Origin of the sequence: Sphingobacterium sp. SGR-19 (genome assembly GCF_011043555.1) — a bacterium.
GTDB lineage: Bacteria > Bacteroidota > Bacteroidia > Sphingobacteriales > Sphingobacteriaceae > Sphingobacterium.
Genome location: NZ_JAAKGS010000006.1, coordinates 1 through 24732, shown reverse-complemented (window position 1 = coordinate 24732; position 24732 = coordinate 1). Strand labels below are relative to the sequence as shown.

General features: G+C 41.7%; 19 protein-coding genes. 9 read left to right on the top strand and 10 right to left on the bottom strand.

The genetic code is table 11. The annotated features are described in order from the left end of the window. Window positions 1-10 precede the first annotated feature (10 nt). Genes G5B43_RS12140 through G5B43_RS12125 form a run of 4 tightly spaced genes read left to right on the top strand, consistent with a single transcriptional unit; the run spans window position 11 to window position 6960 of the window. Complete coding sequence (locus G5B43_RS12140) at window positions 11-1615, top strand: DUF4832 domain-containing protein (RefSeq protein WP_206367342.1); 1605 nt, start codon at window positions 11-13, stop codon at window positions 1613-1615. A gap of 39 nt (window positions 1616-1654) precedes the next feature. Then, on the top strand, window positions 1655-2857 hold the full coding sequence (locus tag G5B43_RS12135; RefSeq protein ID WP_165295023.1) for a hypothetical protein: 1203 nt from the start codon (window positions 1655-1657) through the stop codon (window positions 2855-2857). 30 nt (window positions 2858-2887) lie between these two features. After that, a complete protein-coding gene (locus G5B43_RS12130; protein WP_165295022.1) occupies window positions 2888-5266 on the top strand; it encodes an FAD-dependent oxidoreductase in 2379 nt (792 codons plus the stop codon). An 8-nt stretch (window positions 5267-5274) separates the two neighbouring features. Next, window positions 5275-6960, top strand: coding sequence for a sodium:solute symporter family protein (locus tag G5B43_RS12125; RefSeq protein ID WP_165295021.1), 1686 nt, complete (start codon window positions 5275-5277; stop codon window positions 6958-6960). Window positions 6961-6991: 31 nt separating this feature from the next. Here the strand turns inward: G5B43_RS12125 and G5B43_RS12120 are convergent, their stop codons facing one another. From G5B43_RS12120 to rbfA, 8 genes are all read right to left on the bottom strand, one after another. Beyond that, the gene (locus G5B43_RS12120) at window positions 6992-7810 is read right to left on the bottom strand and encodes a hypothetical protein (RefSeq protein WP_165295020.1); all 819 of its coding nucleotides are present in this window, start codon (window positions 7808-7810) and stop codon (window positions 6992-6994) included. Between the two features lie 72 nt (window positions 7811-7882). Continuing rightward, window positions 7883-9193 carry a glutamate-1-semialdehyde 2,1-aminomutase gene (gene hemL, locus G5B43_RS12115; protein ID WP_165295019.1) on the bottom strand — a complete coding sequence of 437 codons (1311 nt, stop codon included), beginning with the start codon at window positions 9191-9193 and terminating at the stop codon, window positions 7883-7885. Between the two features lie 200 nt (window positions 9194-9393). Then, on the bottom strand, window positions 9394-10368 hold the full coding sequence (hemB, locus tag G5B43_RS12110; protein ID WP_165295018.1) for a porphobilinogen synthase: 975 nt from the start codon (window positions 10366-10368) through the stop codon (window positions 9394-9396). Window positions 10369-10418: 50 nt separating this feature from the next. After that, a complete protein-coding gene (gene hemC, locus G5B43_RS12105) occupies window positions 10419-12011 on the bottom strand; it encodes a hydroxymethylbilane synthase (RefSeq protein ID WP_165295017.1) in 1593 nt (530 codons plus the stop codon). 111 nt (window positions 12012-12122) lie between these two features. Continuing rightward, window positions 12123-13364, bottom strand: a complete 1242-nt coding sequence (gene hemA / locus G5B43_RS12100; protein WP_165295016.1) for a glutamyl-tRNA reductase — start codon at window positions 13362-13364, stop codon at window positions 12123-12125. 247 nt (window positions 13365-13611) lie between these two features. After that, window positions 13612-14262: a hypothetical protein gene (locus G5B43_RS12095; RefSeq protein ID WP_165295015.1), complete on the bottom strand. Its 651-nt coding sequence runs from the start codon at window positions 14260-14262 to the stop codon at window positions 13612-13614. A gap of 39 nt (window positions 14263-14301) precedes the next feature. Beyond that, the gene (gene aat / locus G5B43_RS12090) at window positions 14302-14958 is read right to left on the bottom strand and encodes a leucyl/phenylalanyl-tRNA--protein transferase (protein ID WP_165295014.1); all 657 of its coding nucleotides are present in this window, start codon (window positions 14956-14958) and stop codon (window positions 14302-14304) included. A gap of 24 nt (window positions 14959-14982) precedes the next feature. Beyond that, a complete protein-coding gene (gene rbfA / locus G5B43_RS12085) occupies window positions 14983-15354 on the bottom strand; it encodes a 30S ribosome-binding factor RbfA (RefSeq protein WP_165295013.1) in 372 nt (123 codons plus the stop codon). 505 nt (window positions 15355-15859) lie between these two features. On the opposite strand from rbfA, the gene argH reads away from it, so the two are divergent. Continuing rightward, a complete protein-coding gene (argH, locus tag G5B43_RS12080; protein WP_165295012.1) occupies window positions 15860-17191 on the top strand; it encodes an argininosuccinate lyase in 1332 nt (443 codons plus the stop codon). Between the two features lie 13 nt (window positions 17192-17204). Here the strand turns inward: argH and G5B43_RS12075 are convergent, their stop codons facing one another. Then, window positions 17205-18275, bottom strand: a complete 1071-nt coding sequence (locus tag G5B43_RS12075; RefSeq protein ID WP_165295011.1) for an aldose epimerase family protein — start codon at window positions 18273-18275, stop codon at window positions 17205-17207. 113 nt (window positions 18276-18388) lie between these two features. Between G5B43_RS12075 and G5B43_RS12070 the strand changes: the two genes are divergently transcribed. Continuing rightward, a complete protein-coding gene (locus tag G5B43_RS12070) occupies window positions 18389-19735 on the top strand; it encodes a deoxyguanosinetriphosphate triphosphohydrolase (protein ID WP_165295010.1) in 1347 nt (448 codons plus the stop codon). A 49-nt stretch (window positions 19736-19784) separates the two neighbouring features. After that, window positions 19785-21902, top strand: a complete 2118-nt coding sequence (locus G5B43_RS12065) for a type IA DNA topoisomerase (protein WP_165295009.1) — start codon at window positions 19785-19787, stop codon at window positions 21900-21902. A 4-nt stretch (window positions 21903-21906) separates the two neighbouring features. Here the strand turns inward: G5B43_RS12065 and dctA are convergent, their stop codons facing one another. Then, window positions 21907-23166, bottom strand: a complete 1260-nt coding sequence (gene dctA, locus G5B43_RS12060) for a C4-dicarboxylate transporter DctA (protein ID WP_165295008.1) — start codon at window positions 23164-23166, stop codon at window positions 21907-21909. A 93-nt stretch (window positions 23167-23259) separates the two neighbouring features. On the opposite strand from dctA, the gene G5B43_RS12055 reads away from it, so the two are divergent. Together G5B43_RS12055 and G5B43_RS12050 are read left to right on the top strand one after the other, a co-directional pair. Then, entirely contained in the window at window positions 23260-24243 is a 984-nt protein-coding gene (locus G5B43_RS12055) for a hypothetical protein (RefSeq protein WP_165295007.1), read from the top strand. Window positions 24244-24285: 42 nt separating this feature from the next. Next, window positions 24286-24702, top strand: coding sequence for an energy transducer TonB (locus tag G5B43_RS12050; protein WP_165295006.1), 417 nt, complete (start codon window positions 24286-24288; stop codon window positions 24700-24702). Window positions 24703-24732 lie beyond the last annotated feature (30 nt).

Here is a 24732-nt window from a genome sequence, read left to right as displayed (position 1 = left end):
GAGAATAATTATGAATACGATAAATAATAAAATACTTTCGATGGTGCTGGGATTGTTGCTCGTGTGTGGTCTCACGGCCTGCAGTGATAGTGAAAGCGTTTGGGGTGAACCATACGAAGATATAGATATATCGGGTAATATTTCGGTAGATGTCCTGCCGGAACGAAGGGCCTTATTGCGAAATCCCATGAACGGTTGGGTAATATATGCAGGTTTAGGCGATGGCTTATCCGATACTTTCTGGGAGGACTATGATAATTTTCAGTCGACAAAAGGTCGTATAAAGGTTTCGGATTATGCAACGACGCTTTTTATTCGTGGTGCTTGGTCTGATTTTAATCCCGAGGAAGGTAGGTATGTATGGGATGAGGATTTGAATACGAAACCGGCTCAACGATTCAAGGATCTGGTGTCGGGCGCGCTGGAGCGAAACTTAAAGTTGGCATTTTCCTTTATCGTAGATAGCCGGGATAAGCACTATAACTTCACCCCTCAGTATGTTATGGATTCCCCGGGTATCGAAGGGTACGAAACGACCACAGGCACCGCAAGTCATGTGTGGTCTCCCTATCCGGACAATACGGTTTTTCAACAACGCTATGCGGACTTTATAAATACGTTTGCGAAACGTTATGATGATCCTGATATGGTGCAATTTATCAGTGGAACAGGTTTAGGGAAATGGGGCGAGTCGCATAGTCTGCGTTACGCAACGGATGATGCCACGCCGCGCGAAGCTGTGTTTGACTGGGTAACAAGTCTTTATGCGAGTGCCTTTAAAAGTGTGCCTGTTATTGTGAATTATCATCGCACGATTTTAGCACGCGGTGATTGGAGTAATGACGCAGATTTCCCGATTGCACAGCGTATGCTGGAAAGTGCAATTGAAAAGGGATTCTCCCTACGTCATGATGCTTTTGGTATGAAAAATTATTACAAAGCTTGGGAACAAAATTTTGCGCGCAGGTATAATTATCAACGCCCTATTGTGGCAGAAGGTGGTTGGGTGAAAAATTCGCATGGTGGATCGATTTCAGGTGATGGGTATGGCAATTATGCGGATGTGCGTCGTGGTGAATTTGATGAGGCTAAGGGCGCTGCGGCCAATATGCTGGATCTTCGCTACAGTCGTGACATTGTTAACGGCGAAGCGTTTTCTTGGTTTAATGAGGCTTTTTATTTGGTCGAGCAGTTTATCGCCGAAGGAGGCTATCGCCTGTATCCTGATAGGATATCCCTTCCGGAAAGAATTTCCACTGGCGCTAGCTTTCGTATCGGGCATCGCTGGCACAATCTCGGCTGGGGCTATTGTCCAACCAATATCCCACAGTGGAACGATAAGTATAAAGTAGCTTTTGCCCTGTTGAATAAAAATGACCTATCGCCTAAAGCAATCATGGTTGATGAGGCACCAATCCTTTCGGAGTGGATTAAAGGATATCCGAAAGGATATACTTTTTCCACCACGCTTGCTAACGTAAATCCCGGTGACTACTATTGGGCGGTTGGTATTGTCGATGTGACCAAGAATAACGAGATCGGTATTCATATTGCGGCGAAAGAAAATATGACCGATGACGGTTGGCTTCGCTTAAGTGAAGTAAATGTGCAATAACGTGGAGAAAAAATCGAGTAAAATCCCTAAAACAAGAGTATGAAGACAACTAGAAAGTACATGGTAACGGTGTTTTTGTCGTTTGTGGCTTCGCTAACGGTTTTTTCTCAAGAAGCTTACCTGACGCCCAATCAATACCTTCAAGGCAGTCAGATTGAGCGGATACAGCAAGCCGTGAACGATGCGGTGAAAACAACCGGTAAGGTGATGATCCCGCGGTATGATGTGGTAGAAGAGACGTCTGTTTGGCGGATTGATGGAGCAATTTTACTTCCTTCCGATATAGAACTGGAACTTAACAATTGTACAATCAAACTGTCTGATCGCGCTAGGGATAATTTTATCCGTTCTGCCAATTCGGGATTGGGAATCAGCGATATCAAACCGCTTCGCAACATCAAAATTGTGGGTAAAGGGAATGTAGTGCTGGAAGGTGCCAACAATCCACGTTCAACCGGAGATCACAATAAGCGATTGTCCTTAAATCCAGGAAAAGGTTTTTCGCAGTCCTACGGCAGTGATGCCGGAAAACCCGGCGAAAATCAAAAAGGTGGTTGGCGAAATCACGGGATCATCCTAGCGCACGTTGATGGTTTTGAAATTAGTGGAATTAAGCTGAAAGATTATCATGCGCATGGTATTGTTTTAGAACGAGCACGAAATGGTTTGGTTCGCGATATTACTTTTGACGTGCGACAGGCTGTAAATATTGATGGAATGGATCGTACCGTGTTAAATCAGGACGGACTTGGCGTGCGTTTTGGTTGCCGGAACATCATCATAGATCGTTGTAAAGGCAGGAGTGGAGATGATTTTATCAACATAGGCTTGACGGATACGGGCGTTCCGGCGGGGAAGGAGAATGTTAATGTGGTGAGTGGCGCTATCTATGATGGGGCGCAGGATGATATCGCTAATATTTACTTGCAGAATTGGCAAAACTTCTACTCTATTTCGCATCGGGCAATTCGGATCATGCCTATAGGAAACTTGAAAATCCGTAATGTCTTTATCGAAAATATGACGATTAATCCAGCCTCAAAACAAGGGTTAGTCGTGGAACATACGCATAATATTAAGGGCCTGATGGTGCGAAATATAGTGACGTACTCGCCGGTGTATGTGCAAGGAATTGTGGAGGCTAGCTTTCGTGATATTTTTTATATCGGCGATGGCTCTCCGATTGATGTAGAATGCGGAGAAACGGTTGTCGTAGATAACGTGAAGAATGTTCAAAATTAGGTTGGTCGTCGAATACAATAAAATAACGGAATGATAAAAGAAGGATTTGAAGCAAGTAGGGAATTAAAGAGAGAAACACACCACATCGAACTTGCCATTGTTGGCGGAGGGCTCTCCGGCGTATGCACGGCTATTACCGCCGCTCGTAAAGGGGTCAAAGTTGTGTTGATACAGGATAGACCAGTTTTGGGAGGGAACTCTTCCAGTGAGGTTCGTCTATGGATATTAGGAGCGACCTCGCATCTCGGTAACAACAATCGATGGAGCCGTGAAGGGGGAGTAATAGACGAGATATTGGTGGAGAATACGTATTTCAACAAGGAAGGGAATCCGCTGATATTTGATGCCATTTTGTTGGATAAGGTAACAGCGGAACCGAACATTACGTTGCTGTTAAATACGGCAGTGTATGAAGTTCACAAGACGGATGACGATATCATCGGTTCGATAAAAGGGTTCTGCAGCCAGAACTCGACGGAATATGTCGTCCATGCACCGCTGTTCTGTGATGCCTCCGGCGATGGTATCGTGGGCTTTCTTTCGGGTGCTGCCTTTAGGATGGGGGCGGAGAAGAAAGAGGAATTCGGGGAAAAATTTGCGCCGACCGAGGAATACGGCGAGCTGCTGGGACATAGTATGTATTTCTATACAAAGGATACCGGACGTCCGGTTAAATATAAAGCACCCGGATTCGCACTGGATGTTGCCAGGGAGGTTCCGAAATTCCGGAAGTTCAATGCGAAGGAGCACGGCTGCCAGCTGTGGTGGTTGGAACATGGCGGACGGATGGATACCGTCCATGATACCGAGCAGATTAAATGGGATCTGTGGAAAGTGATCTACGGTGCGTGGGACTATGTTAAGAACTCGGGCAATTTTCCGGAAGCTGAAACGATGACGCTGGAATGGGTGGGAACAATTCCTGGAAAACGCGAAAGCCGTCGTTTTGAGGGGGATTATATGCTGCGCCAACAAGATGTTGTCGAACAGCGAAAACATGAAGATGCCGTAGCGTATGGGGGGTGGTCTATTGACCTGCATCCCGCCGATGGTGTGTTCAGCGAGAAACCGGGCTGTAACCAATGGCATGCCAAAGGTGTTTACCAGATTCCGTACCGTTGTCTGTATAGCAAGAATATCAAAAATTTGTTTCTGGGTGGACGACTGATTAGCGCTACCCACGTTGCTTTTGCGTCTACACGCGTCATGGCTACAGCGGCGCACATCGGACAGGCAATCGGTATGGCCGCCTATATCGCGAAGGAAAAGGGAGCTAGAGTAGAGGAGCCATTCGAAGTCAGATCTTGCTTTAACAAGTTGACAGATAGTAGAGTGCGGGGAGCACGATACGAATCGGATTACGAACAGCAATACCTCAGTCCCCGCGAGATCATCACAGAAGGCTTCGTGCCGGAGCTTCAGCGGGAGCTTCTGAAATCGGGACAGCATATTCCCCATTTGGAAGTAACGGATGAAACGGATCTAGTACAGAAGGCGAATCTCCGTGCATCCAGTGTTTTTGAACTAGATAAATTGGAGACAGATTTTTCACTTCCGATAGATACCGCAGTAGCACAGATGCTACCCCTAGAAGCAGGTAGGGTACCGGATATTACGGTGGAAGTTGATGCAGCGGAGGATACGGAATTGCAGGTAGAGCTGCGGACAAGTAGCCGAGCTGGAAATTATACGCCGGACGTTACACTGGAAGCGAAATCTATCTCATTAACTAAGGGGCGGAGAAAAGTAAAACTGTCGTTTTGTGCAACGATGCCAGAACGTGGGTATGCCTTTGTGACTTTCCTCGAAAATACGACAATATCATTATATCGTACTAATACCCGCGTTACGGGCGTCCTTACTGCTTTCAACCTTATCAATAAAGCGGTATCCAATTTTGGCAAGCAGACACCCCCAGAAGATATCGGTATGGAAGCATTTGAATTCTGGTGTCCACAACGTAGACCAGATGGACATAATCTGGCATTACAGATAGAACCCGCTTTGACACCGTTTGGCGTGGAACAGATCAAAACGGGTGTGTATCGCCCAACAACTGCTCCTAACGCATGGGTAGCTGCGATGGAAGATTCCGCTCCTCAATTGAAAATAAGTTGGGAAGAACCACAAAAAATCCGCCAGATTGACTTATTTTTCGACACAGATTATGACCATCCGATGGAGAGTGTGTTGATGGGGCATCCCGAAGATGTGATGCCATTCTGTGTACGGAATTATAAAATAGTGGATGACAAAGGCCGTATTGTTTTTGAAAAAGAGGGGAATTACCAAAGTATGAATCGAATTGAATTAGATCAGCCTGTTACAACAGGCGCACTGATCATTATGATGGATCGCCCGTCGGAGAATGTTCCAGCTTCCTTATTTTCCGTTCGTTGCTATAGATAGAAAGAAAGATGGGTATTTTAGATTATATCATCATGCTTGTTTTTACAGGCATTATTGTTACTGCCGGTTTATCTTTTGGAAAAACAGGTAGTTCCATGAAGTCGTACTTTGCGGCGGGTGGCGCCGTGCCCTGGAGGATCAGTTCCCTGTCGTTGTTCATGAGCTTTTTCTCCGCCGGTACATTTGTCGTGTGGGGATCCATTGCTTATCAACACGGTTTTGTCGCGATTGCTATTCAAATGACGATGTGTTTGGCGGGTTTCTTTGTAGGCATGTTTATTGCACCTGCTTGGCAGAAATCCCGTGCGCTGACAGCGGCGGAGTTCGTATCCCGCCGGCTCGGAGTCAGTGTCCAGAAATTTTACAGCTACCTTATTCTGCTTATTTCATTGATGTACACAGGTGCTTTCCTTTATCCGGTAGCAAAAATTATTAATGTTTCTACCGGTTTCTCAATTGAAGCCTGTATTCTGGTACTGGGGATTCTTATCATCTTGTATACGGTTGTGGGCGGACTTTGGGGCGTCATGATAACGGATGTTGTTCAATTTATTGTACTGACGGCTGCGGTTGTTATCGTCGTACCTTTAGCCTTTGATCGTATAGACGGTGTAGACACATTGTTTACCAATGCGCCACCTGACTTTTTCCAAATCGTGAATGAAGAATATTCTTGGCTTTTTCTGTTGGCATTTGCTATCTACAACGGAATATTTATAGGAGGAAATTGGGCTTATGTGCAACGTTACACTACCGTAGATAGCCCCAAATCGGCTAGTAAAGTGGGATATCTATTTGCTGGTCTTTATCTTATCAGTCCCTTTATTTGGATGTTGCCTCCGATGATTTACAGAATTGTTAATCCGGATTTATCTGGGTTAGAGAACGAAGGAGCTTACTTAATGATGTGTAAAGAAGTGCTCCCGAAAGGACTTATCGGATTAATGCTAGGCGGTATGGTTTTCGCTACGGCAAGCTCGGTGAATACAACACTAAACCTGGCGGCTGCGGTATTTACAAACGATTTGTATAAGTCTATACGACCATATACGAAGCCCAAGAAGTTAATGTTTGTTGCCAAGTCTGCCGTTGTGGTATTTGGCATTATAACGATTTTGGTAGCTTTAATAGTTCCATTAGCAGGCGGTATCGTAGAGATCGTGTTGAGTGTAGGCGCAGTAACGGGCTGTTCGCTGTATGGTCCACCAATATGGGCATTATTCTCCAAGTACCATACGGGGCGTTCGATTCTTTGGTGTACTATTTTAGGATTGGCAATCAATGTATACTTTAAATTTTTACATCCGCTGTTAACCGGCATTGCGTTAAGTAGGGCAGAAGAGATGTTAGCCGGCGCTATCATTCCTTTTGCGTTGTTGGCCGGATATGAGTTATGGGCAAGAAGCCGGAAGGAAATTGCCCGTGATTACATACATTATAAGGGAGAGCAGCAACGTATCGCAAGCCAATTAGAGGAAGAATGCGAAGAGGAACAGAGTAGTGAAGAACAAAACCGTTACGGATTAAAAGTCTTAGCACGTACGATGGCTATCACATCATTAATCTTTATTTCGTTAGCGCTTGTTGCAGATCATAATGCATTGTGGATTACCTTATCAATTGGTATTATCGTCGGTCTCGGAGCGCTGTCGATTTTTCGGTATACAAATAAAAAAGTAAAGGCAGATGTGTAGTCTGCCTTTACTTTTTTATTGATTTTAATTCTTATTCCGCAGAAAGCGTAATCTTTCTTTCTACAGACACATTATCACCCGTTACTGCATTACCATCTTTATCAACAAGAGTCAGTTTAACGGTATTTTCGCCCATTGGCATATTTAATATCTCGTAAGGAACCCATTGATCTAACAAGAATTCTTGTCCGTTGATGTCTGCTTTAACCTTGTTACCATCTGCACCTAAAGAGCCATTAACAATGAAAAAATCTAATAATAAGGATTTTGTGTCTTCCCCTTTATATTCACCTTTTGGACGGCTATAGAACAAGGCCGCTTGTCCTGAATCTGGTAATTCCTCAATAGTAGCGTCAGCCGTAACCCTAAATTTTACTAATTTGGAAGCGTCATTTGTTTTGATCGACTCATGAAAAGAACGTGATAAAAACGACATCAAATAGTGCTCTGAGTTGAGGGCGACCGTCACGCTATGTTCAGGCTTATATAATGCCGCATAGGGCGCATTATCTAAAATGAAATGAATATGCTGACCCTCATGTGAATTTGCCATATGGTGATCGTGTTCTGTTTGAGCCGTTAACTCAAAATTACTTACATCATATTTAACGGTAACTTTTGCAGAATCTGCTCCTACTTTTTCAGCAGTGATAGAAGATATCTCTAATGTTGCCCCTGGGAACTCCTTGGAATGTGCCAAGGGATTTACCCCAATACTTCCAACAGAGTCAGCAAGAGCCGTGGTGTCTTGCGTTTCACCATCTGTATTCTTGGTGGTAGGGTTACATGCCACAAGCGTTGCTGATGCAGCAACAAATGCTAAGGCAGTTTTCAAATTGGTCATTTTCATACCTTTTGATTTAATTATTTTTTATGATTTACTACTTCTGTTATTGAACAAATATAACAGAAAAAAGTTTTACTATGCAAAAACGGAATCTAAAGCGATCTGAATGGCTTCGATCGTTTGATTCAAATCTGCGGGGGTGTGTGCACTGGAAATGAACCCGACTTCGTATCCTGACGGACCGAAGTATATCCCTTGATTCAGCAGTGAACGGTGCATCACTTTATATTTTTCCATGGAAAGTGGATCAATTTCGTCGGCTCGCTTGATACTTTTTTGATCGGTAAAAGCAAACCAGAAAATAGAGCCAACCGTGAAAATCTGTACCGCATAGTTTTTCTGTTTTATATAAGTGCGTATGGCTTCGACAAACTCATGAGTTTTTGTTTCCTGTTTGGTATAAAAGTCGGGCTCTGCTAATACGCGTAGCGCGGCAATACCCGCAGACATAGCGACTGGATTTCCAGACAGGGTGCCCGCTTGATATACACCACCGTCAGGTGAAATATGTGCCATGAGTTCTTTGGAAGCACCGTATGCGCCAACGGGCATACCTCCTCCAATAATTTTTCCGTAGGTAATAATATCGGGTTGTATATCGTAGTATTTCGCTGCTCCTTCGAAGCCTAAGCGAAAGCCAGTAATTACCTCATCGAAAATAAGTAAAGCCCCCTGTTCTTTCGTAATTTGACGTAAGAAATGGATATAGTCTTTATCCTGAATGAGCAGACCGTTGTTTGCTGGAATACCCTCGATAATAACGGCGGCTATCTGATCGGGAAACGACGTAAAAACCTCTTCTAGCGCCTGCCTATCGTTTAACGAAATAACAATAGTTTCATCTGCGAATGCTTTCGGTACACCGGCAGAGGATGTTTCGCCGAAGGTAATTAAGCCAGAACCGGCTTTCACCAATAAGGAATCAGAATGTCCGTGATAACAGCCCTCAAATTTTACAATTTTATCCCTTTTTGTATAACCTCTCGCCAAACGGATAGCAGACATGACGGCTTCTGTTCCGGAGCTCACAAAACGAATTTTCTCGATGTAGCGATTATGGGTTAAAATCAATTCCGCTAGCTCATTTTCCAATCGGGTCGGCGCGCCGAAACTCAGTCCTTTGTTTAACTGTTGGGATACCGCTTCGCGTACCTGATCATGGTTATGCCCTAAAATAAGCGGACCCCAAGAACAACAGTAGTCAATAAATTCATTGCCGTCAGCATCCCATATCCGGGCCTTATCCCCTCGTTCAATAAAGAGAGGAGTACCATATACTGATTTAAACGCCCGAACCGGAGAGTTTACACCTCCTGGGAAATAATTTTTTGCCTTCTCAAAAAGCTCCGCTGATTTTTTACGGGAAATATCTTGTAGTTGTTTCATTTTGCAATTATCTAAAAATGAGCTCTTGGGTTCGTTTCTCGTGATTCGGAACTATGCCTATTGCAATCACCATTCCTTTACATTTCATGCCGCATCCGGATGTTTTGCAACTGCACAAACTCATCCTTAGTACTATCCATAATGTGAAACATCCGAAGCGGCGATTTTTTTGCTTCTTTTTTTCTAAAAAAAAGAAAAATCTATACCAACCATTTCTTTTCCAACACCTCTTTTGCGTGATAAGTCAGGATTGAAGTTGCACCCGCGCGACGGAAACTCATCAATGTTTCCATGATAGCACGCTCTTCGTCCAACCATCCATTGTGAATAGCGGCTTTCATCATCGCATATTCACCGGAAACATTATAGGCTGCGATAGGTAAGTCAAAATTATCGTGTAATAGTTTAATAATGTCTAAATAAGGAAGTCCAGGTTTAACCATCAGGAAGTCCGCACCTTCTTCCGCATCTAATTGGGCCTCAATAAGGGCTTCCCGTGAATTGGCAGGATTCATCTGATAGGTCTTTTTATCACCTGCTTTTGGTGCTGAATTAAGGGCATCTCGAAAAGGACCATAAAAAGCCGAAGCATACTTTGCGGTATACGACATCAGTGACACATGTGAAAATCCATTTTCATCAAGCACCCCGCGGATATAGCCGATGCGTCCGTCCATCATGTCCGAAGGAGCGATGATGTCGGCGCCTGCTTCCGCATGTGCAAGCGCCATTTTCCCTAATACAGCTAAGGTTTCATCGTTTAGGATAATACCATTTTCCACAATTCCATCGTGTCCGTCCGAGCTGTAAGGATCCATGGCTACATCGGTTACTATACAGGCTTCAGGGAAGTTTTTCTTTACTTCCTCGATAGCTCTCAAATATAGATTGTCTTTTTTATAGCTTATAGTAGCGTATTTATCTTTAAGCGAATCGTCGATATTGGGAAAAAGGTCGAATGCATACAACCCAAGTTTCATACAACATTCTATCTCGCGCAACAGATGGTCAATTGAATGCCGATATATTCCGGGCATAGAAGAAACTTCAGTTTTCTGATTTTGTCCCTCTATAACAAACAATGGAAAAATAAGGTTGGCGGGTGTTATATGATGCTCTTGGACCATATCCCGGATAACAGCAGATTTTCTATTTCTTCTTGGACGATGCAACATGCTTATTTAGTATTTAGTATTATCTTTATTAATCACTAGTCATCAGCCATTTACTCGTAGTCCAACCCAAAGATGGCTTCTGAAAGGCCTATTTCGTCGGGGGTGAAAGGAAGCGTATAATTTAGCCCCATAGCCTCAATAGCCTTCGCAGTAGAATGGCCAATACAAATAATTTTTTGACCAGGATCGATTAGATTTTCTTGAAAATATGCCTCTACGTTACTAGGGCTTGTGAAAATTAGTACTTCTGCGTTAGTTTTATCCACATTCTCCTGTATCACCGTTTCATAGAAAGGCATATCAATAACTTTCGTATTGGGCGTAAGTGCATTTTGAATAGACATTAACGAATCTTTTGCTCTAGGGATGAAGACGGTTTGGCCATCGACAAGTTTAGCAAATTCTTTCGCAATATCTTCCGTCTTGATACCTAAGTTATCGCCGGAAAAGTCGGCTACGCGGCCATATTTACGTAACGCATCTTCAGAGCCTCTACCGAGTACGGCGAGTTTTGTCTTTTTTAAAATCCAAGGATCTAGTTTGAAGAAATGCTCAATAGCATTTTTGCTATTAAAGAAAATCCAATCCGCACGTTTTAAAATAAAAGAATCCAGTTTATTGATAGTTGGATATATCCTGATAAGGGAACGCGCGTCAACATGAATATTGTGTTTTGCCAAATAACGACCTAAGTAGGAGTTCTCGTCTAGGTCACGTGTAATGAAAACGCTGCTAGGCAGCTTTCTGTCTTTTTGGAATTTGGCAAAAATTCGATCAGCCATACCATCTGTATTTTCAGCACGCGTATATAGACGATTTGGAAAATCTTCATTGTCTTCTGCTATGGAGGTCCAGGCTTCGTACTGTCCATCCTCTGTTTCACGACAATAACAGCCTAAAGGAGCGTGACAGCCGGCGTCGAATAAATTCAGCACTTTCCGCTCTACTCCGATAACGTTTGCTACTTTTTTGTCATGTATTGGCTGTAGAAGATCAAACAACTCTTTATCGACTTCACGAATCTGTACAGCTAAAACACCCTGAGCAGGAGCGGGGACCACCTCGATAGGCGGAATTTCTTCAATATGGAAATCCGTTAAATCCATCTCAATACGTGCGATGCCGGCTTTTGCTAATACGATTGCATCGTATTTTTCGTCTCGCAGTTTCTGAATACGTGTTTGCAGGTTACCTCGTAGATCGATAAACTCTAGATCCGGACGTAAAGATAATAATTGAGCTTTACGCCGATTGGATGAGGTACCGACCGATGCATTGTGCTTTAAAGACAATCTTTTTTTTATATCAACACAGTCCTTATGGATAATGATCAGTTCCGATGGATCTTCTCGCTCGGATACTGCCGCAATGATTAGTCCTGGAGGATGGACGGTCGGTAGGTCTTTATGAGAGTGAACAGCCAAATCTATTTGCCCCGTAAATAATTCTTCTTCAAGCTCTTTAGTGAAAAATCCTTTACCTTCCAGTTTATCCAACCGTAGATGTTGAACGATATCCCCCTGGGTTTTGATAATCTTCAATTCGGATTCTACCCCAATCTCCGCCAACTTTGCCTTGATAAACTCAGCTTGCCATAATGCCAATTGACTACCCCTGGTTCCGATAATAAGTTTTCTATTCACTGTCTACTGCTGCTTAAATGGTTTTGCAAATGTTTACAAATTTAACCAAATAGCTACACAATCCCGACTCCCTTTGTCAGAATTATGGTATATTTTCTGTAATGAAGACTATTAGTTGATTTCTGTTTGGGAATTTTTAACCAAAATCTCTTTGGCCATTACCATAGGTACTTTGATGTACTTTTTTTCCATGTAGCTGATGACTTTTTCTAATACCTCGCGCGCTTGAGGATCGAGGTTTTGAAGATCCTGAGCAAACACTGTATTCAAGGCAAAGGATCGAATTTCTTTGATTTTTTCGGGTACTTCACGCATAGCGACTTCGACGCGACGCTGCTTAATGATTGGTAAAAACTCTTGGATATTTTGTTGGATAATAGCATCAGCATTTTCCAACTCTGCATAGCGATCTTGTTTATTTTTTTCGGCAATCGCTTGTAGGCTGCTGACTTCGATATAATGGATAGGAAACTGTGCTACTACTTCAGCATCGATATCATTAGGAACGGCTAAATCAACAACAACTTTTCTGTCTGTTTCCCCGCTGAGGAGCGTTTTGTAAAGGTTTATATCAATGATTGCCTCAGGCGATCCTGTGCATACAATCATCACATCAAATCCTTTTTTATAACGAGGCAATTCTGATAATGGATAGGCTTCTGCGTTCAATTCCCGAGCTAATTTCTGTGCATTTTTCAATGTACGATTGAAAATGACAAAATTCGAGTGTTGGTGTTTTTTCAGATATTTAGCTAAATTTTGATTGGTTTCTCCTGAGCCGATAACTAAAATCCGGGGATTAGTCGGCAATTTGGTCTCTTTAAGCTTGCGATAAGCTAATGAAACAACGGAGATTGGATTGCGGGAAATATTCGTATAGGTATATACTTCTTTAGCTGTTTTAACCAAACGATCCATAACCAAGCGTAAATAATCGCCTGTGAAACCGGCTGTACGGCATCTTTCGTATGCACGACGTACTTGTGCCAGGATTTCCTTTTCCCCAACAACCAAACTTTCAAGCGAGCAAGACATACGAAAAAGGTGGTTCAGCGCATCCATGCCGGAATAGCGTGTAACTTGCCCTAAATAGCATTGCAGACGTTCTACGGGAACACAGAAATTCATTTGCTGCATAAAATTAGCAACAAACTCATTACTCAACTCATGTCCGCCACAAAATACAAATTCCACGCGGTTACAAGTTGCTATATAGAAAATCTCAGGAATATCCAACGTGGTTTTCAGGTTCACTAAGCGATCTTCTAACTCTTCGTTGCAGATGACCAAATTCCCCAAGTCTTTTAATTCGACATGCTTGTGGGTAAATGCTATTACTTTTAAATTCTCCAAGGCCTAGATCTTGCTCAATAATTTTATCCCTGCAAATGTAGAGTAAAAGCCCTTGTTTTCTGTCAAAAATCTGTCAATACAACGAATTTAGAATGGTTTTAAATAGTGTTAATTTTTTGTTAAGTTATTGAGGTTTAATGTTTTGTGTACTTTTTGTTTTATTCGTGTGATTAGAATCATAAATTTGGACACGAATAAATGACGTAAGTCACGAATTTTTTATAGCAATTATAACATTTGTGCTTATTTACCGACGATTTGGACGATGGGAAATAAAATGATCCTTTAATTTGTCTAGCCCGATGTTTTCTTCAGGTTTGTCCAATTCATAACGCCAAACTTTTACCTGTAAAAGGTCATCATTTTCTTTAGAGCGGATGAGATCAAGCGGCTTTATACGAAGTTCTTTATCTAGAACTGATACGGCATTATGTTGTATCATACTATACCGGAGAATTTGTATTTCGAAGTTAGGCCATTTGCCGAGGTTCGAGAAATTTGCAGAATAAAACTGGACGAAATCTTTGGTCAATATCTTCCCTGCAAATATACCTGTGCGTTTGGTGCCGTTAATTTCGTTTGCGACCACCATAATATCATAGGAAGTATGGTTGATAAAGTAAAATTGGGCGAGACCATCTTTTTGTTCTCCCGCTATGCCTACATAAATACCGCGTTCTATAAAGGGAGTATTAGCCGTTACTCCTTTTGTTTCATCCTCCAGATCATCATGGTGGCGCATATTGCCATGTACCAATGTAATCTTATTGGCGGGAACAGGGATTTCAAAACCAGAATCATCCGTTACACCGATAATATCGTCGTTCTGGAAGGAAGTAATATGTCCTTCGACGGGTTCGTCTACAAAACGAACAAAATCTCCGATTTTAAATTTCATTTTAATTTTTTTGTTATAGTCCGCTGTCTACATATAGTGCTAGATAGCAAACGGTTCAACTATTTGTTTTTGTAGTAGCCGATAGTAAACGGAACCGGGAATAAACTTTGCGCCGAAAGAAGCTAAATGTTCACTGTATATCTGACAATCAATTAATTCGAAATTAAATGTTTGACAGAGATAAATTAATGCCAGCTTAGATGCATTTGATGCGTGTGAAAACATGCTCTCACCACAAAATATCGCACCAATCTGGATGCCGTAAAGCCCACCAACAAGTGTTCCATTTTCACTATATGTCTCTATACTATGTGCGTAACCCAATTCATGTAGGTGGATATAGGCTTCTTGCATATCTGCCGTAATCCATGTTCCTTGTTGGCCTTTTCGTTTCGTGGTGGCACATCGGTCAATGACTTCCGCAAAAGCAGTATTATGTGCTGTCCGGAAAGACGAATTGCGTATAAACTGCTGGATACTCTTTGCTATCTTAAGCTCCCTTGGCTCAAGTACAAAGCGTTCTTGCGGTGCATACCACAAGATAGGTGTTTCGTCAGAAAACCACGGGAAGATTCCATGCTGGTAAGCCAATAACAGTCTTTCAGCACTCAAATCCCCTCCAACGGCAAGTAAACCATCGTCATCCGCCAGAGAAGGGTGAGGAAACATAAGACGATTATCCAAAGAATACGGCATCAAGAACGTGGAATGAACAATACATTAATCTGGTTGTCTCGGTTCTTTACTTATTTTTTCAAATAGCTTGTCCATGTGCTCGACGTATTCATTCGTGTCGTCCAGAAAAAAATCTAATTCGGGGACGATTCGAGCTTGATTTTTGATTCTCACGCCCAACTTATAGCGAATTTCACTCGTTCTGCTTTGGATTTGTTTTAAATCTTCCTTTGCCGTTTTCGTATTTAAAAAACTTAGATATATACGAGCGATTGCCAAATCCGGCGTAACCCTTACTTTTGTTACTGTTATAAAAGCTCCCGGCGCCCAAGAATTGCCATCCCGTTGGAATAGCGCCGCAAGATCTTCTTGAATGACTCCCGCAAACCGTTGTTGTCTTTTGCTCTCTGTTCCCATATCTACTTCAATTTTTATTTCTCCCTATCATGATAAGGAGCCGTGTCTATGACAAAGGTACCAATATATTATAAAAAAAAGCGTATCACCCTCTCCGTGATACGCTTCAGAACAAAATTAGTTTATAAGTGGTCAGCCGGATTTCTTTCAAGCTTTAAGACCTTCGTCTATCACATTTTAGTTTGTTAGCTTTGGTGAAATAAAGTGTAAGTATTAACTCACTTGTCTTTATTTTCGTTATTCCATTTCCCCTTTATGCCTACAAACATAGGGATATAAATTGTTCACACAAAGATATTTTTTAAAAAAAAGTAAGTGGTCACTTTTTAATTATCGAGATTCTTGTTTTGGGAAGTGCTAAATAGTCCTTATGTTTATTGGGGAAGATTCGATAAATTTGTGACAGAAACTAGTAAATAAAATCACAGGGGCGTCAATAGAAAAAGGGAATTATCGTGCGGGATAAAAATATGGTTGTTGCTCTGATTAAAACAAAAAAACTGAAATGAAGATTTGGCAGAAGAACATTGATGTGGATTCATTTGTAGAAACGTTTACTGTAGGCAACGACAGGGCAATGGACTTACATTTAGCCGCAGCGGATGTGTTAGGTTCGTTGGCACACACGCAGATGTTGAATAGTATAAACTTGATGAGTGATGAGGATCTAGATGTCGTTCAAAAAGAATTGAAGCAAATCTATCGCGATATTTTAGCCGGAAATTTTGCGATAGAGGATTCGGTAGAAGATGTGCATTCCCAAATAGAGATGTTGCTTACACAACGCGTAGGGGAAGCTGGGAAGAAAATCCACTCCGGAAGATCTCGCAATGACCAGGTTCTGGTCGATCTCAAATTATATTTTCGTTCTGAAATACAACATTTGGTACAACAAACGGATATACTCTTCCATAAACTTATCCAATTGAGTGAACAACATAGACAGGTATTGATTCCTGGCTATACACACTTACAAATTGCGATGCCTTCATCTTTCGGCTTATGGTTTGGAGCATACGCTGAAAGTCTGGTGGATGATCTGGAGATGTTAAAAGCGGCATGGAACGTGTGTAATAAAAATCCATTGGGTTCCGCTGCTGGGTATGGTTCTTCGTTTCCGCTTAATCGCAAATTGACGACCGAACTATTAGGCTTCAATGATTTGAACTATAATGTAGTCTATGCACAAATGGGGCGAGGGAAAACAGAACGTATATTAGCGCAGGGAATGAGTGCTTTAGCTGCTACGTTAGCCAAATTTGCGATGGACGTATGTCTGTTCATCAATCAAAATTTTGGCTTTATATCTTTCCCACCTCATTTGACCACGGGATCCAGTATTATGCCGCATAAGAAGAATCCGGACGTGTTTGAATTGATACGGTCGCGTTGTAATAAGATCCAGGCGCTACCAAACGAAATCGCGTTAATGACGACAAACCTCCCGTCGGGCTATCATCGGGATTTACAATTATTGAAAGAAAATCTCTTTCCTGCCTTCCAATCCTTGAGTGACTGTTTGGAAATTACGACTTTTATGCTGGAACATATTTCGGTAAAAGAGCATATTTTGGATGATCCTAAATATGATTACTTGTTTAGTGTGGAAGTAGTAAACAATGCGGTATTGCAAGGCACACCATTTCGAGAGGCTTATCGTCAGATAGGATTAGATATTGATAACGGAACATTTCAGCCTTCAAAAGAAGTACACCATACACACGAAGGGAGTATAGGTAACCTTTGCAACGATGAAATTTCACGGATGTTTAATGAAGTGAAAGCTGGGTTCGGCTTTGAGAAAGTGGAGAAAGCTTTGGACTCACTTATAACGTAAGCCATCGCGATTATTAAACTATCTGCTTTTTTAAAGAAAATTTATATACTGTTTCCGATTCGAACACTTGCCCTGGTTCCAATATGACGGATGGAAACTGGGGGTGGTTTGGACTATCTGGATAATGCTGTGTTTCGAAACAGAAAGCTGACCTCGATGAATATTTACGATCCGATTTGCCGATGTCTTTACCCGATAGGAAATTACCGGTGTAGAGATGTACGCCCGGTTCGGTAGTGAACACTTCTAGACGGATCCCCGAACTAGGCGAATAGGCAGATGCGGCCACTTGTGAAATCGGTTGGCGATTTATGAACGTATGGTCATAGCCGTTACCGTGCTTTAACTGCACCTCGTCATTGTCGATATCTTGTGATATTTTCTTGGGCGAGCGAAAATCAAATGCGGTGCCATCTACCGAAGCTTCACTATCCAATGGTATCTGATTTTCATCAATAGGCAGAAAATGACTGGAGGGAAGGTGTAGGATATGGTTGAGCACATCGCCTTGCCCTTCACCATCCAGATTGAAATAGGCGTGATTAGTGAGATTGATGACTGTTTTTTTATCTGTTTCCGCTTTATATTTTATAACAATTTCATTGTCGTCTGTTAATTCATAAGATACGGTGACCTTCAAATTTCCCGGAAACCCTTCTTCACCATCCGGTGAGACATAGCAAAAATCTATTTTCTTTTTGAAAGATGTTCGTCTGTCCCAAACCTTGGCATGAAATCCCGATGGGCCACCGTGCAAACAGTTGGGGCCATTATTTTGTTGTAATGTATATTCTTTATCATCTAAATGAAAGCGGCCATTGGCAATGCGGTTAGCGAAACGGCCTATGGTAGCGCCATGATACTGTTCGTCTGCTTGCAAATATTCATGGATAGAATTAAACCCCAATACGACGTCCCGAAGATTCCCGGCCTTATCCGGAACCAGAACACTAACAATACGTGCGCCGTAATCCGTAAAGGCTACCTGCATCCCCATGCGGTTCCTTAGGATGAACAAATGTGTTTTTTTACCGTCAATTTTGAATTCAAAATCTTGATAATCCGGAAGTGAGTAGATAGTCATGATGTATAGGATTTACGCCATAAATATACGGAATAAGCTTGATAAGCTCAAACAAAGTAACTATATACGCAATAAACCTTATCTTTGTTACCAAACGTAAACGTATACTTTACATGAATTGGAAACAGTTATTATCCGCAAAACGTTGGGGGTATGAGTACCGCGAAGTGAGTGACCAAATTGATGCGCGTTCAGAGTTTCAACGAGATTATGATAGATTGATATTTTCTTCACCTTTTAGACGATTGCAAAATAAAACGCAGGTTTTCCCTTTGCCCGGAGCAGTTTTTGTGCACAACAGATTAACCCATAGTTTGGAAGTAGCAAGTGTGGGACGATCGTTGGGACGTCTTTTTTATAATATTATGAAAAAAGAAAATCCCAACATAGATCAAGAATATCCGTTTCTGCAAGAAGTAGGCAATATCGTTTCCGCGGCCTGTTTATCGCATGATCTGGGCAACCCCGCTTTTGGGCACTCCGGTGAGGCTGCCATTTCTTCCTATTTTACAGAAGGCAAAGGTCAAGAATACAAACAACTCGTTAGTACCGAAGAATGGGCAGATTTAACTCATTTTGAGGGTAACGCCAATGCATTACGTATATTGACACATGCTTTCAACGGAAAAGATGGAAAAGGATTTGCTTTGACATATGCGACACTGGCTTCTATTGTCAAATATCCTTGTTCCGCTATTGAGGGGCATCTGAAAAATAACCATCATCGTAAGAAATATGGTTATTTCGATACAGAGACAGCAGCGTTCCGAAAAATTGCCAAGGAGCTGGGGTTGCAAGCAGATCCGACGAATCCAAATGGGTATTTGCGACATCCATTGGTCTATTTGGTAGAAGCTGCCGATGATATATGCTATAATATTATAGACTTGGAAGACGCCCATCATCTAAAAATACTCTCTTATATAGAAGTAGAGGATCTATTATTGCCGCTGTGCGGAGGAGAAGATTTACGGAACCGACTCGATGAACTAGCCGACACTGGCAGTCGTGTAGAACTTCTGCGTGCGAAAGCAATTAATACCTTAATTCATGGTTGTGCGACGGTATTTGCGAGGAATCAAAATGAATTTTTGGCCGGTACATTTGAGAAGCCACTGATGGATGCTTTGGATGATCGTATTGTAACGCAGATGAAGAAGATATCGGAAATATCTGTAGCTCGTATTTACAATGCGCCCACCGTGGTGCAGATTGAAGTTGCAGGTTTTAAGGTAATGAATGCGTTATTGGAAGAATTTATTCCGGCCTATTTAAAAGAAGACAAGGGGCATTTCGATAAAAAGATCGTCGCGATGATACCCCAACAATTCCATACCACGCAAACTGATACATATGCCAAGATTCGAACGGTACTGGACTACGTGTCAGGAATGACAGATATTTATGCGGTGGACTTATATCGGAAAATAAAAGGTATATCCATCCCTTCGTTGAAGTAATTTTAGGTATAATTTGATAGATAATTAAAAAGAAGGCTGAAGCGTTAAGATGAAAGTTGTTATAGCAGAGAAGCCGTCTGTGGCTAGGGATTTGGCTCGTGTGATGGGAGCCAAGGAGGTGAAAGACGGATATATTATAGGCAATGGTTATGCTTTTACCTATGCCTTTGGTCACCTTATACAGCTGTGTACGCCGCAGGCGTACGGATACGCCACATGGACAGTGTCTAATCTGCCTATCATACCGCCCGAATTTCGCTTAGAAGTGAAGAAAGTAAAAAGAGATGGAAAGCAGATAGACGATGCTGGGGCGAAGAAACAATTGAATACGATTAAGGAATTAATTTCGCAGGCAGAAGAAATCATTGTAGCGACGGATGCGGGGCGTGAGGGAGAGTTGATTTTTCGGAATATATACTATTATCTTAATGCGAAAGCCCCGTTTAAAAGACTTTGGATTTCTTCCCAGACAGACAAAGCGATCAAAGAGGGTTTTGCCAACCTAAAAGACGGAAAAGAATATGATAGCCTATACATGTCTGCTAAATCAAGGGCAGAATCGGATTGGCTGATAGGTATAAATGCTACGCAAGCACTGACATTGGCAGCCGGAAACAGGGGGCTTTTGTCTTTAGGACGGGTACAGACACCAACGTTGGCGATGATTTGTTCTCGATATGTAGAGAACAAGAATTTTAAACCGCAAGCTTTCTTCAAGATACAGGCCGGCTTTGAAAAAGACAATATCAAGTTTAAGGCAACGTCCAATAAAATAGATAAAAAGGAAGAAGCGGAAGCAGCGATAGCAAAACTCGCTATCGGAACGGAAGCAAAAGTGGTAAAAGTAGAAGCTAAGGAAACCAAGGAGCAACCACCGTTGCTATTCGATCTGACATCCTTGCAGCAAGACGCCAACAAAAAATACGGATATTCGGCTGATCAAACATTGAATATAGCACAGACATTGTATGAAAAAAAGGTTATCACGTATCCGCGTACGGGATCTCGTTATATAGGAGAGGACGTATTTGAAAAGATTGAAGAACTTTTTCAACATCTTGCGGAGACTGCAGGAGAAGAAATTGCTTCCATAAGCCGTAACCTCATCGGTGCTAGATTAAATAAACGCTCCGTTGATGATAAGAAAGTGACGGACCATCATGCCTTATTAGTCACGGACGAGAAACCGGGGCCGATGCCGAAAGAGCAGCAACATATCTATAATATGATTGCGAAGCGTATGGTGGAGAGTTTTTCGGATGTTTGTTTGAAAGATATTACAACCGTTACAATCGATGCACATGGAGTGGAGTTGATTGCAAAAGGAACCGTTATTAAACAATATGGCTGGCGTCTATCTGCTGAGCAGGTCGATTTACCTGATGACGAAAAAAACACAGACGATCAAGACAATGAGAACGCTCAATTGCCTAAATTGTCAACAGAAGAGCTACTTAAAATTTTGTCGCTGGAATTGGCAGAACGCTTTACAAAAGCTAAGCCTATCCATACCGAAGCATCGCTTTTAAAAGCGATGGAAACCTCCGGTAAAGAAATTGAAGATGACGAAATGCGCCAAGCTATGAAAGATTGTGGTTTAGGAACACCGGCTACACGAGCAGCGACCATAGAGACACTCTTTCAGCGCGAGTATATCAAACGAGATAAAAAGAAGCTTATACCTACAGAAAAAGGACTTGCGGTTTATCGATTGATCAAGGATCGCTCGATAGCTAAGGTTACGTTGACAGGGAAGTGGGAACAGAAGCTGGAAGAGATGCGTGCAAATAAAGTATCGTATGATGTTTTTATGAAGCATATTAAGGATTACACCGTGAAAATCACGAAAGAACTGCTTCAATTACGCGTAGCTATACAACATGAAGAAATAAAACCCCAGCAAAAGGGTAAGATAAAATGTCCTAAATGCGAATCGGGAAATATGCTTCTGTACGATAAGGTAGCGCAATGTGACCATTACGCCAGAGGTTGTGATTTCAAAATCTGGCGTACATTAAATGGTGTGTTTCTAGAAGAGAAAGAGATGAAAAGTCTCTTGGAGAACGGGATGACTTCCGTGTTAAAGGGTATTAAAAACAAAGAAGGCCAACCTATTGATGCAGCACTCGTTTTTAAAGATTTTAAAGTCAGTCTTGATGGTGTGTGATGAATCACGATTTACTTTTGCCTAATGTTTCATTCAGCATATCCGTATCGACTTCTTTCTCCCATTTGGCCATAATAAATGCAGCGGAAGTATTTCCGATGATGTTGGTCAGCGCACGAGCTTCGCTCATAAAACGATCTATACCGAATACGATGGCAATGGATTCTACAGGGATATGTCCTACGATGGGTAAGGTGGCGGCTAAGATAACAAAACCGCTTCCCGTTACACCGGCTGCCCCATTAGAGGTGAAGGTCAGTATAAAAAGAAGAAATAATTGTTCATTCCAGCTCATGGGTTGACCAATAGCTTGAGATAAAAAAACCGCTGCCATCGTTAGATAAATAGCAGTTCCATCTAAGTTGAAAGAATAGCCAGTAGGAATGACAAGTCGTACGAGTGGTTTGCTACAACCAGCTCGCTCTAGTTTTTCCATGATGGCAGGCAGAACAGATTCGGATGACGATGTGCCTAGTACAATCAACAGTTCTTCTTTAATGTATACTAATACGCGCCATATACTAATTTTATAACGCCACAACAAAATACCTAGGAAAATAAAGATGTAAATTAGGCAAGCTACATAAAACCATAACATCATTAAGCCTAACGATTTTAGAATGCCTACACCGTATTGCCCCACGGTAAATCCGATAGCGCCCATTGCACCTATTGGTGCCACTTTCATGATCATTTTAATCACGAGGAAAATTCCGTCAAGAAAAGATTGCATCACACGTTTTACTGGCTCCGCACTTTCTCCCATCTTAGCAAATGCAAACCCTAATAAAATGGCGAAGAAAAGAACTTGCAGGATATTCCCCTCAGAAAGAGAGCCAATGACGTTGTTGGGAATAATATCGAGCAGAAATTGTACGACGCCCTTATGTTTTTCGCCTTCCTCAATGTAGGTGCTGACTTCCGTGGTATCCAATTTGGCTACGTCTATGTTCATTCCCCCTCCGGGATTGGCGAGGTTGACCACCAACATAGCAATAAACATGGCACCAAACGTAGTGAACTGGAAGTAAACCATGGATTTGACCCCAAGTTTTCCTACTTTTTTGATGTCTTCCATGCCAGCAATACCTAAAACGATGCTACAGAAAATCAGTGGCGCGATGATCATCTTGATTAACTTGAGAAATCCGTCGCCGAATGGTTTTAATGCGATGCCTAGTTCAGGGTAAAAATGACCTAGGGCGACACCGATAAGAATAGCAATAATTACTTGAAAATAAAGCAGGCTGAAAAGTTTTTTCATGCAGAGTTTGATTTGTACATTCGATTAGCTTCGGCGCAAATATATATAAAAAAGACAAAAAACAAACTTCAAAACCCTACCTTTGTTTTCGTTATGGCAACAAGACTTTATAATCCATTCTTTTCATTCAAATTCGATAATCAAACGTGTTTTTTAACGGGAGAAACGCTTCGGTCACCGGAGGAGCAAGTTCAGGTTTTTCCTGTTTGGATGATGCGAGCGTTTGACTTGGAAGAAAAGCCGTTCAAAATGTTGGATGAAAATATCGTAACCTATAAGTCGCTAAAACTACCTTGTTCTATACAAGTCGCTCAATCTTTTGAGCAGGTAGAGGATGAAGTGGAAAAAGCTATGAAAGTAGGTTATGATGAAGTGAGGGGACTCAATGAACATGTGTTGTTTCAATGGATTGGGAAAATTTTGTATGGTGTTGTTTTCAACGAGATACAGGCGGGAATTCGACAAGCAGTCCTTAGTGGAGAAGAGATGAATTTTTCTCAAGCGTTGGTGCATAAATTCCGGAATCTACACTTTATGTTACAATCACTTGTTGTGCCTACGGAATTCGAACATGTCAATCCATTTAATATACAGGTATTCCCTGTTGATAGCGCGCCGGAGACCTTTTTATACCGCGATGAAATCAATACGTTGATTTTTTCTTTACGTATGAAAGATTTTGCTGTTATCGCCACTTTACAAGATAATGGCACGAATGCTATTTATCACGAAGACATTCTGAACCATGTAAAAGAGCATATTTTACATCCTATACAATTCGAAGAAATTTGTGCTCGGTATTTTTATTCCGCTTATTTGTTTAATCGTCTTCCTGAATATACTTATATGGAGACCCCGGAAAAGGTTTATATAGAGCCTATGCCATTAAATGATTGGACATTGAAACCGATTTTTGATAATTGGCAGGTTAAAACATACGGGCAAGTGCTAGAAAATTTTTGGAAGCCATGGGGCTATACGCTTTTTGAAATTATCAAGAATCCGGAGAAGCCTATGTCATTTCTCTTTGATAATGAGGGAAATCTTCCCAAAATCGTAGATTTGTCGAAGGCATAAATTTTATGTAATTTTAAGTAAACAAAGAAAGAAGGAGGAGTCATGAGGTATTGGTTGTTTGCTTTTCTGTTAAGTGGTGTATTTGGAACATTATCTGCGCAAGCGCCTAAAGATTCTCTTATTGTTTATGATGTAGATATGTATGCGCAATTTCGTGGAGGAGTCACCGGCTGGAATCGTTTTGTGCAGGAGAATCTTGATGTTCGTTATATTGTAAGTTCTATAGATAGTACAACGTATGTGGACTACGGCCTTAAACAGACAGCTATAATGGAATTTACCGTATGTGAAGACGGAATTGTTTGTGATATTGAAATTGTAAATAAAAATAAAATAAGTCCAGCGTTTGCCGAAGAAGCTTTACGCGTAATGAAAAAATCCCCAAAATGGACGCCTGCACTCAAAAATGGAAGGCCCGTTCGTACCCGATTTAAACAATCTATTGTAGCTGTTTTATAAATTATTGTTTCGTTTTGGGCATTAGCGTTT